We start from the raw sequence: 12,553 nt of genomic DNA on the forward strand, positions 1-12,553 counted from the left end.
GGGACCGGCCGGCGGCGGTGCCGGCCGGTGACGTCACACCCCCGCGTCCCGCAGCAGCCCGGTCAGCCCGTCCGCGACGCCGTCCGCCGCGTACACCAGCCAGCGTCCGTCCAGCCGGCTGCCGCCGCACAGGTCGTCGACGCGCCCCCCGGCCTCCCGCACCAGCAGGGCGGCCGGGGCGCGGTCCCAGACGTGGCCGCCCTCGTCGACCACCGCGTCGGCCCAGCCCTCCAGCAGGTCCGCGACCAGGCACACCGAGGACTCCACCCACCGGACCCGGCCGCGCACCGGCTCGACGGGGGAACCCGGCATCAGGAAGCCGCCCACTCGGGCCTCACCCAGCGGCACCGCGGCCCCGGGGATGCGCAGCGGACGTGCCGCCGACAACGGCTGTCCATCGGTGGACGCGAACGCCCCCCGGCCCTGGACCGCCCACCACCTCACACCCTCGGTGGGCCGGCTCAGCACGGCGGCCCGCAGCGCACCGTCGACCTCCAGGGCCACATGGGTGCCCCAGTCGCGCGCCCCGGCCAGGAACGGGATCGTCCCGTCGATGGGGTCCAGTATCCAGCGGCGCCGCGACGTGGTCCTCAGCGCGCCGCACTCCTCGCTCAGCACCGCGTCCCCGGGCCGTTCCGCCGCCAGCACCGCCAGCATCGCCTGCTCCACGGCGAGGTCGGCATCGCTGACCGGGCTGCCGTCGCTCTTGTGCCGCGCGGCCAGCCGCCGTCCGAAGAATCCCAGCGCCAATTCACCCGCCAGATCGGCGAGTCGGTGCGCCAGCAGTACGTCACTGTCATTCTCCATCGGCCCACCATATCCACGGATGGATTACCGGCGGCGCGCCGCATTCCCCGCCGCCGTTTCCCGGCACCGGACAGTTGAACACCCGCGAGGAAAAAGTCCCGTGGCCGTTCCCGGTGTTAGCCTCTGGCATGCTGTTGGAGAACAAGCTCGTGGATCGCCGGAGCCTCGTCCGGCTTGTCGAGGAGAACTTCCAGGAATACATACCGAGCGGCCGGGAATTGCCCGAGCCGGAATTCTTCCCGCTCGGCGAGGACAGTTGGTCCTACCGCTGTGGACCCCTGTGGATCAGTGTCCGCCGCGATCTGGACGGGCATTCCCCCGGGGCGTACGAAGTGGCGCTCCTGCTGCGCGAGAGCGGCAAGGAGTACGTGCTCGCCCCGCTCGCCGGGCGGGACGGACGGGTGGTGCACCGGATCGCCGACTTCCCCGTCGTAATCTTCCCGTACGTGGAGCGTGCCACCGCCTCCTCGGCACCACCCAGCCCCGCACAACTGGACCTGCTGATACGCCAGTTGCGTGACGTGCACGGCTTCGAGCCGCCCGCCACCCGGCACGTCGACGTACCCACCGAGGACTTCCGCTTCCCCTTCGAGAACGACCTCGACAAGGCGCTGGAGGCGGCCCTGAACGGCGGCGCCGCGGAGTGCGGCCCCTACGGCGGCCGGCTGGCCGGTCTGGTGGCCCGTCGGTGGGACCACCTCACCGCGCTGCGCGAGGAAGCCGCCCGGGTGGCCGCCCGGTGCACCGCGCAGTGGCGCGGCGAACGCCCCGCGCTGACCCACGGCGACCCCAGCCCGGCGAACGTCCTGTTCGGGCGGGGCGTGGACATCATCGACTGGGGCGGGGCGATGTGGGCCCCGCCGGAACGCGACTGGGCCGCCCTGACCCGGGTGTTCGGCGCCGCCCCCGAGGGCCGCCCGGTGTTCCTGCGCTTCTACGAACTGCGCTGGACGCTCGCCGAGATCGCCGAGTACGCCAGCCGCTTCGCCGGCCCCCACACCGGGGACGCCGACGACGACGCCATGTGGGGCCGGCTGGCCCGCTACCTGCCCGCCGCCTGAAGCCCCGTACACCACCGCAAGCGTCCCGTGACCGACTCGTACCGGAGGGTTGGCCGTGAGCCTGGTCAGTGTCCACAACGAATGGGACCTGTTGGAGGAGGCCGTCGTCGGCACCGCCCTCGGCGCCCGGGTGCCGGTCGCCGACCGGAGCCTGCTCGCCGTCGAGTACGCCGAGTACGCCGGGCCCGGCCGCTGGCAGGACGTGCCCACGGGCCCCTACCCGGACCGGGTCGTCAAGGAGACCGAGGACGAACTGGAGGAGCTGTGCGAGGAGTTGCGAGGCCTCGGCGTGACCGTCCGCCGCCCCCGCGCCCGCGACCACGCCGCCCGCGTGCGGACCCCCGACTGGGAGAGCGACGGGTACCACGACTACTGCCCCCGCGACGGGCTGCTCACCGTCGGGAACACCGTCATCGAGGCCCCGATGGCACTGCGCGCGCGGTACCTGGAGTCGTCGGCCTACCGGGAGCTGCTGATGGAGTACTTCACCAGCGGCAGCAGATGGGTGTCCGTGCCCAAGCCCCGGCTCGCCGACACGATGTACGACCCGGCCGCGCCCCCCGGCGAGCGGCTGCGCGAGCTGGAGCCGGTGTTCGACGCGGCCAATGTGCTGCGGCTGGGCACCGACCTGCTGTACCTGGTCTCCGACAGCGGCAACGAGCTGGGAGCCCGCTGGCTCCAGTCGGCCCTCGGCGAGACGTACACCGTCCACCCCTGCCGCGGCCTGTACTCCTCCACCCATCTCGACTCCACCCTCGTCCCCCTGCGGCCGGGCCTCGTCCTGGTCAACCCCGCCAGGGTGACCGAGGACAACCTGCCCCATGTGCTGCACTCCTGGGAGCGGATCGAGTGCCCCGAGCTCATCGGCCTCGGCTACGCCGGGGCCGTACCGCACTGCTCCCCGTGGATCGGGATGAGCCTGCTGGTGCTCCGGCCGGGCCTGGTCGTCGTGGACCGCAGGCAGCGGGGGCTGATGCGGGTGCTGGAACGGCACGGCGTGGACGTCCTGCCGCTGCGGCTCACCCATGCCCGGATGCTCGGAGGGGGCTTCCACGGCGTCACCCTCGACGTCCGCAGGACCGGAACCCTCGAGACCTACCGCTTCTGACGAGAGGAGAGCGGATGCGTCCGCTGAGTGTGGACGGCGCCTGGCTGGCCGAGACCCGTGCGTTCGCCGACGACCGGGGCGTGTTCCAGGAGCTGTACAGCGGCCGGGAGCTGAGCGCAGTGCTCGGTTACGAACCCGGCGTCGCCCAGGTCAACCGGTCCGTCTCGCGGCGCGGGGTGCTGCGGGGCGTGCACTTCGCCCAGGTCCCGCCCGGCCAGGCCAAGTACGTCACCTGTCTCAGCGGTGCCGTACTGGACGTGGTGGTCGACATCCGCGTCGGCTCGCCCACCTACCGTGCCTGGGACGCCGTCCGACTCGACGACCCGCACCGCAGCCTGTACGTCGAGGTCGGGCTCGGCCACGCGTTCATGGCGCTCACCGACGACGCCGTCGTTGTCTACCTCACCTCGCGGGGCTACGCCCCCGGGCGGGAGCACGGCGTGCACCCGCTCGATCCGGACCTCGGCATCGCATGGCCCGAGGACATCGAGCCGGTGCTCTCGCACAAGGATCGGCAGGCCCCCGGCATCGCGGAGATGGAGCGGCGCGGCCTGCTGCCGGCGTACGGGGAGTGCGTCGCCTTCCACCGCTCCCTGCGCGAGCGGTCCGTGGCCTGAGCGCACGACCGGACGGCCCGCCGGTGGACCTCCACCGGCGGGCCGTCGTCCGCGTGCGCCCCAGGCCGGGGGCGGCACCTCACCGCGGGGGCACCGCCGAACGGCCCACCGCACCGCACAGCGTGGGGAACGCCTCCGCCAGCGCGGCGCGCCAGTCCCGCAACGGCTCCATGCCCACCTCCCGCCAGCGCGGCTGGTCCAGCACGCTGTAGCCGGGCCGCGTGGCCGGCCGGGCCAGCGCCCGGCTGGTGGTGGGACGGACCCGGTCGGGATCGGCGCCGAGCAGCCGGAACGTCTCGCGGGCCAGGGCGTACCAGGTGGTGGTACCGGTGTTGGTCGCGTGGTAGACACCGGCGGGCGCCGCACCGGCGAGTGCCGCCGAGCCCAGCGCCGCCAGCCGGTCGGCGAGGTCGGCAGTCCAGGTCGGCTGGCCGTGCTGGTCGTCCACCACGAGCACGGTGTCCTGCTCGGCCTCCAGGCGGATCATCGTGGCCACGAAGTTGGGCCCGCCCGCCCCGTACAGCCAGGCGGTGCGGACCACGTAGCCGGCCTCCGGCAGGGTGCTCAGCACCGCCCGTTCCCCGGCCCGCTTGGTGTAGCCGTACACCGTGCGCGGAGCGGCGGGGTCGTCCTCCCGGTACGGCCGCGCGGCCGACCCAGCGAACACGTAGTCGGTGGAGAGCTGGAGCAGGACGGCGTCCAGGGCGCGGCAGGCCCCCGCGAGATGACGCGGCCCGTCGCCGTTCACCGCCATGGCCCTCGACGGCTCCGACTCCGCCGCGTCGACCGCGGTCCACGCCGCGCAGTTGACCACCACCGCCGGCCGGTGGCGTGCCAGTGCGGCCCGCACGGCCGCGCCGTCCGTGATGTCCAGGGCACCGCGGCCGAGCGCGGTCACCGCCGCACCCCGGCGCAGCAGCAGGGAGGTGAGTTCGCGCCCCAGCATGCCGGACGCACCGGTGACGAGCCAGCGCGGGCGAGGGTACGGGGACATGGTGTCGGTCTCCGGGGGATGCGCGCCCGGCGTCGGGCGGAGGGAACCCAGGGGCGTGCTTTCGGATCGTGCCGGGCGCGGTCCGAAAGACGCCCTAGGCGGGCAGCGAGCCGGCCGGGAGCAGCGGCTCCCACCAGGAGCGGTTCGTCCGGTACCAAGCGACGGTGGCGGCCAGCCCCTCGGCCAGGCCGGTGGCCGGCGCGAAGCCCAGTTCCCGCCGTATCCGGGTGGAGTCCACCGAGTAGCGCCGGTCGTGCCCCTTGCGGTCCTCGACGTGCACCACGCTGCTCCAGTCGGCACCGCACGCCTCGAGGAGCAGCCCCACCAGCTCCCTGTTGCTCAGCGTGGTGCCCCCTCCGATGTTGTACACCCGGCCGGCCCGGCCGCGGGTGCGGACCGCCTCGATGCCCCGTACGTGGTCGTCGACGTGCAGCCACTCGCGCACGTGCAGCCCGTCCCCGTACAGCGGCACCCGGTGTCCGTCCATCAGCAGGGTGATGAAGCGGGGGACCAGCTTCTCCGGGAACTGGTGAGGCCCGTAGTTGTTGGAGCAGCGGGTCACCCGCACGTCCAGGCCGTGGCTGACGTGGTGGGCCAGCACCAGCAGGTCGGCGGACGCCTTGGAGGCGGAGTAGGGGCTGTTGGGCCGCAGCGGTTCGTGCTCGGTCCACGAGCCGTGCTCGATGGACCCGTAGACCTCGTCGGTGGACACCTGGACGAACGGCGCCGCCCCGTGCCGCCGCGCCGCGTCCAGCAGCGTCTGGGTGCCGTGCACATTGGTGCGTACGAAGGCGGAGGCGTCGACCAGGGAGCGGTCCACGTGGGACTCGGCGGCGAAGTGCACGACCTGGTCCTGGCCGGCCATCACCCGGTCGACCCGCGCCGCGTCGCAGATGTCGCCGTGCACGAACCGGTACCGAGGGTGGTCGCGCACGGTTGCCAGGTTGGCCGGATTGCCGGCGTAGCTCAGGGCGTCCAGCACGGTCACCACCACATCGGGCGGGCCGTCGGGGCCGAGCAGGGTGCGGACGTAGTGGGAACCGATGAAACCGGCTCCCCCGGTGACAAGCAGATGTGTGGTCATGGGAACGGGCTTCCGCCTTCCGGTCGGAACGGGTCGGGGTCGGGAGGCATCAGGAGGAGATCTGCGCCTTGCTGTGGTCGCCGAGCACGAGGCGATGGGCGTGCGGCACCGGCGGCGCGGAGGTCACCCGCACATGGCGGCCGATGAGCGACGCCTTGATGCGCCGCACCCCGCTGATGGAGGCGCCGCGCAGCACGATGGAGAACTCGACCTCGCTGTCCTCCACGAGGCAGTCCTCGGCGATGGAGGTGAACGGTCCCACGTACGAGCCGGCCACGACCGAGCCCGCACCGATCACGGCGGGGCCCACCACCCGGGAGTTGCGTACCTCGGCGCCCTCCTCGACCCGGACGCGGCCGATGAGGTTGCTGTGCTCGTCCACCAGGCCGTCGCAGCGCGGCTCGGTCGCCTCCAGCACGAGCCGGTTCACCTCCAGCATGTCGGCCACGTTGCCGGTGTCCTTCCAGTAGCCGGTGATCTGCGTGGAGCGCACGTCCCGGCCGGCGTCGATCAGCCACTGCACCGCGTCGGTGATCTCCAACTCCCCGCGCCACGAGGGCCTGATAGCCCGCACGGCCTCGTGGATGGCGGGGGAGAAGAGGTACACCCCGACCAGGGCCAGGTCGCTCCTGGGGTGGGTGGGCTTCTCCTCCAGCCCGCACACCCGCCCCGAGGCGTCCAGTTCGGCCACGCCGAAGGACCGGGGGTCGGACACATGGGTGAGCAGCAGATGCGCGTCCGGCCGGGCGGCGCGGAAGTCCCGGATAGGTCCCTCGATGCCCCCCACCACGAAGTTGTCGCCGAGATACATGATGAAGTCGTCCTCGCCCAGGTAATCGCGGGCGACCAGGACGGCGTGCGCGAGTCCCAGGGGTTTCGGCTGCGGTATGTAACTCACGTCGAGACCGAATTTCGAACCGTCCCCGACGGCGTCGGTGATTTCACCGAAGGTGTCGCCGACGACAATACCGACATCGGTGATGCCGGCCGCGGCGATCGCCTCCAGCCCGTAGAACAGGACGGGTTTGTTGGCCACCGGCACCAACTGCTTCGCGGACGTGTGCGTGATGGGCCTCAGGCGCGTGCCCGCTCCGCCGGCCAGTACGAGCGCTTTCATGTCGTTCTCCCTGTGTGGTCTTGGGAACACGGGGGTGTGGGAACACGGGTGCGCGGCGCTGCCGCGGGGAAGGCCGCGCCGCCGGACAGCGGCGGGGGGCGGCGGACGGTGTGACGTTTTCCCGCCGCGCGATGAATCCTTTTGCGTTAAGACCGCGTTGACGAGGACGACTGATCGATCGTCGGCAGTGGCCGGAAAGGAGTGCATGGCCCGGGCCGTCGTCCCCGCGGCCCTGTCCGGCACCCCCTGTCCTGCCGGTCCGCCCTGCGGCGACGGTGCCCGCGCCGGTGAGGGCCCGTCCGCCCCGGGGTCGCCTTTCGGCCGCTTAGGGTTACTTTACTTAAACGTTCATGGATGCTAAGCATATGCCAGGTGAAAGAGAGAAGGCCCTGACCCGTGCTGCCGTGAATGGCCGGCGACCTAAGGATAGGTAATGGAGCCTGTTTTAGGTAACAGTCCTGTTCAAGCGCATGACCAGCCAATGGGGTGCCTGGGAGAATCCGACGAGAACAGCTTCCAATTGTCCGACGTGGTCATGGTGCCGATCGATTCGCTCCGGGCCTCCGACTCCCCCCGCAGCTCCGGCGAGGATGCCGAACACATTCGTACTCTCGCAGAATCCGGAGCGGAACTTCCTCCCATTGTGGTGATGCGCTCCACGCTGCGGGTGATCGACGGCATGCACCGGCTGCGGGCCGCCGGACTCCGCGGCGCCACCGAGATCGCAATCCGGTACTTCGAGGGGGAGGAGAAAGAGGCATTCGTCCTCGCGGTCAAAGCGAACATCGCCCACGGCCTGCCGCTCTCCCTCGACGACCGAAAGGCCGCCGCGAGCCGCATCCTCACCAGCCATCCGCTCTGGTCCGACCGGGCCATCGGACGGGCGACCGGCCTCTCGGCGAAAACGGTGGGAACCCTGCGGTCCTGTTCGACCGCGGGAGTTACACAGTCGAACGTACGGGTCGGCCGGGACGGGCGGACCCGCCCCCTGGACGCCACGGAGGGACGGCAGTTGGCGGGCCGTCTGATCCAGGAGAACCCCACGGCGCCGCTGCGTCAGATCGCCGCCCAGGCCGGGGTGTCCCTGGGCACCGCCTCCGACGTCCGCAAGCGGCTGCGCCGGGGCGAGAGTCCGCTGCCCGGACGCGACCGTGCGCGGGAGAGGCCGGCGGTTGCCGAACAGCCACCGGCCCGCGCCAAGCCGGCCGAGGAGGCCGCTCCCTCACGGGTGCTGATGCTGCGTCACCTCAGCCGCGACCCGTCCATACGGTTCACCGAGGACGGCCGGGTGCTGCTGCGCTGGCTCAACGTGGTGGCCGTGCGCAGCCAGGACTGGGACCGGCTGCTGGGCAACGTGCCGCCGCACCGCGCCGAGGTCATCGCCGAACTCGCCCGGGGCTGCGCCGAGATATGGCAGCGCGTGGCCGAACAGCTCGAGCGGGCCGACGCCGACAGGACCGACGAGCGGGCTCCGGACGTCACCGACGGCGACACGGACGCCCCCCTGCACCGGGCCAGCCTGCGGTGAGGTGCCCGGGCACGGCCAAGGACGGCGTCCCCGAGAACCCCGGCCCCGTGGCCGGCCACGCGCACACCGCGCGACCCTGGTAGACCGCCCGGCCCCGCCGGCGGGGCCCGATCGGGTCACCACGGCCGGGCCGCGGCGGGCAACTCCCCCGTGAAGGAAAAACCGATGAGTACGCCGGAAACAATCGAAGTCCCCGACGCCCTGGCGGCGTCCCTGACGAGGAACGGTGGTGAGGAGGAACGGGCCTGGATCACCGCCCTGCCCGCCCTGGTCGCGCAACTGCTCAGCCGGTGGGAGCTGAAGCGGGACGGCCGCGTCGCCTCCGGTGAGGCCTCGCTCGTGGTGCCCGTACGGCGCGCCGACGGCACCCGGGCCGCGCTCAAGCTCCAGATGCCCCGCGAGGAGACGACCGCCGCGCTGACCGGGCTGCGCGCCTGGAACGGCAACGGCGTCGTGCGGCTGCTCGACCACGACCCGGTGAGCAGCGCCATGCTGCTGGAACGCCTGGACGCCTCGCGCACCCTGGCGTCCGTCGAGGACGACGACGTGGCCATGCGCACCCTGGCCGGCCTGCTGGAAAGGCTGCACTCCGTCCCGGCACCCGACGGGCTGCGCGGTCTCGGCGGGATCGCCCGCGAGATGCTGGAGGCCGTGCCCGAGGCCGTCGGCTCGCTGACGGACCCGGCCGACCGGCAGCGCCTGCGCGCCTGGGCGTCGGCCGTCACCGAGCTGGTGGGCGAGCCGGGGGACCGGATGCTGCACTGGGACCTGCACTACGACAACGTGCTGGCCGCCGAGCGTCAACCATGGCTGGCCATCGACCCTGAACCCCTGGCCGGTGACCCGGGCTTCGACCTGTGGCCCGCGCTGGACACGGGCTGGGAAAAACTCGTGGCGGCCGGGGACCCCCTGCGGGTGGTCCGCCGGCGATTCGACCTGCTGACCGAGGCGCTGGGACTGGACCGCGAACGCGCGGCCGGCTGGACCCTGGGCCGGCTGCTCCAGAACACGCTGTGGGACCTCGAGGACGGGCGGACCACGATCGACCCGTCGCAGACCGCCGTGGCCAACGCGCTGTCGCGCCGCTGACCCGGCACACGCACCACGGCACACCGACCGCACGAGCCGTACGCCGCTGAACGCGACGCGCACCCACCCGGATGCGCGTCGCGTTCTTCGCGTTGGCCGGACGCCCCAATCGCGTTGCCCGGACCCCCGTGCACCGCGCGCCGCCCTCCCGGTGCCCGCGGAAGGCGGCGCGCTGCGCGGGCGTTGACCGCGTGCCCGGGAAAGCCCAGGTGGCGATCTCGTCCGAGACAGCGCGGAGCGGCAGCGGACACAGTCGCGGATCGAGGCGGCGGTTGTTAGCCTTCAGGCGGTCCGGTGGTCCGGGCGGCACCACTGAGGAACATCACACCGGAATCCCGCGCGGTCCCCCGGAGCGGGGTCCGAACGCCCATCGGCACCGTCGAGGCCGTTCCCGCCGTTCCTTCCGTACCTCCCGTCGTACGCCGTGCCTGCCGGGCCGTTCCCGGCGGGCCGGCACACGTCCCGGCCCGCCTTCCGCCCACCGCCGCGCCCCGGGGCCGGCGGCCCACGCCGCGGGCCGGCCCACGCCGCACCGGTCACCGGTCGTCGCACCCCCTGCCCATCCACGTGAGGAGTGTCATGAGCCTTGTCAACGTGCACAACGAATGGGACCCGCTGGAGGAGATCATCGTCGGCACGGCGGTGGGCGCCCGCGTCCCCCGCGCCGACCGCAGCGTGTTCGCGGTGGAGTACGCGAGCGAGTACGACAGCCAGGACCAGGTCCCCTCCGGCGCCTACCCGGACCGGGTGGTGAAGGAGACCGAGGAGGAACTCCAGATCCTGGTGGAGGAGCTCACCAAGCTCGGGGTCACGGTGCGCCGGCCCCAGGCCCGCGACAACGCGGCACTGATCAGGACCCCCGACTGGGAGACGGACGGCTTCCACGACTACTGCCCGCGCGACGGGCTGCTGTCCATCGGCCGGACCGTCATCGAAACCCCGATGGCGCTGCGCGCCCGCTTCCTGGAGTCGCTCGCCTACAAGGACATCCTGCTGGACTACTTCGCCAGCGGGGCACGGTGGCTGTCCGCGCCCAAGCCGCGGCTGACCGACGCCTCCTACGACCCGCAGGCCCCGGCCGGTGAGCGGCTGACCGACGTGGAGCCGGTGTTCGACGCCGCCAACGTGCTGCGCTTCGGCACCGACCTGCTCTACCTGGTGTCCGACAGCGGCAACGAACTCGGCGCCAAGTGGCTCCAGTCGGCGGTCGGCGACACCTACACGGTGCACCCCTGCCGGGGGCTGTACGCGTCCACCCACGTGGACTCCACCATCGTGCCGCTGCGGCCCGGCCTCGTGCTGATCAACCCCTCGCGGGTGAACGACCGGAACATGCCCGACTTCCTGCGGTCGTGGGAGACCATCACCTGCCCGGAGCTGGTGGACATCGGCTTCACCGGCGACAAGCCGCACTGCTCGGTGTGGATCGGCATGAACCTGCTGGTGGTGCGACCCGACCTGGCCGTCGTGGACCGCCGACAGACCGGCCTGATCAAGCTGCTCGAGAAGCACGGGATGGACGTGCTGCCGCTCCAGCTCACCCACTCGCGCACCCTCGGCGGCGGTTTCCACTGCGCCACGCTCGACGTCCGCCGCACCGGCTCGCTGGAGACCTACCGGTTCTGATGTCCCGCCACGTCCGCTACCGCCAAGGGAGATTGACCACGTGATCGGTTACGGCGTCTGCGTAGGCCCGGGCAATCTGTTCGAGCGCATCTGCCTGCCGGGTATCGAGCGGGTCCGGGCACCGGGCAGCCCGGTGTTCACCATGCGCAACCAGCGTTCACTGTTCTCGGCGTACAACGCCATGTTCGACCAGGCGGCCGCCAACTCCGACATCACCGGGCTGGTGATGCTCCACGACGACGTCGAGCTGCGGAAGAACCCGGCCGAGGTGGCACAGCCGGTGTTCGAGGACGACTCCGTGGGGATGCTCGGCTCGGTCGGCGGCTCCGACACCGTCTCGCTGGCCTGGTGGAACGAGAAGGAGACCAGGCGCGGCCGGGTCACCGACTACGACAAGGTCCACGACTACGGGTCGGACCGCTACGAGGTCCACGCCGTGGACGACGTCATTCTGTGCGTCAACCGCTGGACCATCGAAAACATCCGCTTCCCCGAGGGGCACTACCGCGGTTTCGAGGGGCTCGGCGTCATCCTCGCCACCCTGGTCCGTGCCGCCGGCAAGCGCGTGATCGTCCAGGACCTCCAGGACGTCATGCACCACAACGACGGCCGCGGCTTCAACGGTCTGAAGGACTGGCGCCACAACGAACTGCGCTGGCAGCGCGAGTTCTTCGACCTCAGCACGCTCGAGCGGCTGGGCAACCACCTGGAGCGGCTCACCATCCCCACCATCCCCCTGCGGCTCGCCGCCCGCCGGCTGGCGGTGCGCGCGGCCGGCCGGGCCCACGAGGTCAGCGACGGGGAGACGGGCGACCCGGTGATCGACGAACTGGTCGGCGGCTGGTACCGGCGGTGCAAGCGCCTGCGCGGCCGCATGCTGGTGTGAGGAGAACACATGGCCAAGTACACAAGGCTCCGCTATGACGTGACCCAAATCCCCCTCGCCGACCTCGTGCGCGAGGTGCTGAAGGTGGACGACCTGGAGGGCCTGGCGGCCAGTGAGTGGCTCGCCACCCGGGAGACCGACCAGAGCACGCCGTACCACAAGCAGTTCTACGACAACTTCGACATCGTCTCGCCCGCGTACCGCACGCTGGCACGGCACCTGCTCGGCGACACGGTCGACGACGTCTACCTCCAGCGGGTGCCCACCTTCCGCGTGCACCTGCGCAACTCCGTCGCCGTGGGCTCCTGGCACCGCGACCGCGACTTCGGGCACGACCCGGCGGAGGTCAACTACTGGGTGCCGGTCACCCGGGCCTTCGCCAACAACACCCTGTGGATCGACAACGAGCCGGTGCACGCGGAGTACGGCGAGGTCATCGTCTTCGACGGCGCCAACTCCTGGCACGGGAACGTTGTCAACGACACCGAGATCAGCCGGGTCAGCATCGACTTCCGCACGCTGCCCCGGTCCGCGTACCAGCCCAACGGCAAGAAGTCCGTGTCCTACGGACTGCCCTTCCTGCTCGGCCAGTACTGGGACGTCGTCTGAACCCCCGGCCGGCTCCCGCGCCACGAC

12 protein-coding genes are annotated in these 12,553 nt (G+C 71.8%); 8 read left to right on the forward strand and 4 right to left on the reverse strand.

What is annotated here, in order from left to right; genetic code table 11:
* Positions 1-33: 33 nt before the first annotated feature.
* Positions 34-807, reverse strand: a complete 774-nt coding sequence (locus tag V1J52_RS24185) for an inositol monophosphatase family protein (protein WP_330142090.1) — start codon at positions 805-807, stop codon at positions 34-36.
* Between the two features lie 128 nt (positions 808-935).
* Between V1J52_RS24185 and V1J52_RS24190 the strand changes: the two genes are divergently transcribed.
* Genes V1J52_RS24190 through V1J52_RS24200 form a run of 3 tightly spaced genes read left to right on the forward strand, consistent with a single transcriptional unit; the run spans position 936 to position 3,593 of the window.
* Positions 936-1,868, forward strand: a complete 933-nt coding sequence (locus tag V1J52_RS24190; protein ID WP_330142091.1) for a phosphotransferase — start codon at positions 936-938, stop codon at positions 1,866-1,868.
* Between the two features lie 55 nt (positions 1,869-1,923).
* Positions 1,924-2,976 carry an inosamine-phosphate amidinotransferase 1 gene (locus V1J52_RS24195; RefSeq protein WP_330142092.1) on the forward strand — a complete coding sequence of 351 codons (1,053 nt, stop codon included), beginning with the start codon at positions 1,924-1,926 and terminating at the stop codon, positions 2,974-2,976.
* A 14-nt stretch (positions 2,977-2,990) separates the two neighbouring features.
* Positions 2,991-3,593 (forward strand): dTDP-4-dehydrorhamnose 3,5-epimerase family protein, encoded by a 603-nt coding sequence (locus V1J52_RS24200; RefSeq protein ID WP_330142093.1) that lies wholly within the window; start codon positions 2,991-2,993, stop codon positions 3,591-3,593.
* 79 nt (positions 3,594-3,672) lie between these two features.
* On the opposite strand, the gene rfbD is transcribed toward V1J52_RS24200, so the two are convergent.
* The 3 genes from rfbD to V1J52_RS24215 all read right to left on the reverse strand — a co-directional run bounded on the left by rfbD (position 3,673) and on the right by V1J52_RS24215 (position 6,788).
* Complete coding sequence (rfbD, locus tag V1J52_RS24205; protein ID WP_330142094.1) at positions 3,673-4,587, reverse strand: dTDP-4-dehydrorhamnose reductase; 915 nt, start codon at positions 4,585-4,587, stop codon at positions 3,673-3,675.
* 94 nt (positions 4,588-4,681) lie between these two features.
* Positions 4,682-5,671: a dTDP-glucose 4,6-dehydratase gene (rfbB, locus tag V1J52_RS24210; protein WP_330142095.1), complete on the reverse strand. Its 990-nt coding sequence runs from the start codon at positions 5,669-5,671 to the stop codon at positions 4,682-4,684.
* A 49-nt stretch (positions 5,672-5,720) separates the two neighbouring features.
* Entirely contained in the window at positions 5,721-6,788 is a 1,068-nt protein-coding gene (locus V1J52_RS24215; RefSeq protein WP_330142096.1) for a glucose-1-phosphate thymidylyltransferase, read from the reverse strand.
* A 481-nt stretch (positions 6,789-7,269) separates the two neighbouring features.
* Between V1J52_RS24215 and V1J52_RS24220 the strand changes: the two genes are divergently transcribed.
* From V1J52_RS24220 to V1J52_RS24240, 5 genes are all read left to right on the forward strand, one after another.
* Positions 7,270-8,316: a ParB/RepB/Spo0J family partition protein gene (locus tag V1J52_RS24220; RefSeq protein WP_503676895.1), complete on the forward strand. Its 1,047-nt coding sequence runs from the start codon at positions 7,270-7,272 to the stop codon at positions 8,314-8,316.
* Between the two features lie 165 nt (positions 8,317-8,481).
* Positions 8,482-9,405: an APH(6)-I family aminoglycoside O-phosphotransferase gene (locus tag V1J52_RS24225; protein ID WP_330142097.1), complete on the forward strand. Its 924-nt coding sequence runs from the start codon at positions 8,482-8,484 to the stop codon at positions 9,403-9,405.
* Between the two features lie 579 nt (positions 9,406-9,984).
* The gene (locus V1J52_RS24230) at positions 9,985-11,031 is read left to right on the forward strand and encodes an inosamine-phosphate amidinotransferase 1 (RefSeq protein ID WP_185014835.1); all 1,047 of its coding nucleotides are present in this window, start codon (positions 9,985-9,987) and stop codon (positions 11,029-11,031) included.
* Positions 11,032-11,071: 40 nt separating this feature from the next.
* The gene (locus V1J52_RS24235; protein ID WP_330142098.1) at positions 11,072-11,917 is read left to right on the forward strand and encodes a glycosyltransferase; all 846 of its coding nucleotides are present in this window, start codon (positions 11,072-11,074) and stop codon (positions 11,915-11,917) included.
* Positions 11,918-11,926: 9 nt separating this feature from the next.
* Complete coding sequence (locus V1J52_RS24240; RefSeq protein WP_330142099.1) at positions 11,927-12,526, forward strand: streptomycin biosynthesis protein StrG; 600 nt, start codon at positions 11,927-11,929, stop codon at positions 12,524-12,526.
* The last annotated feature ends 27 nt before the right edge of the window (positions 12,527-12,553 follow it).

The organism is Streptomyces solitudinis (assembly GCF_036323765.1).
Lineage (GTDB): Bacteria > Actinomycetota > Actinomycetes > Streptomycetales > Streptomycetaceae > Streptomyces.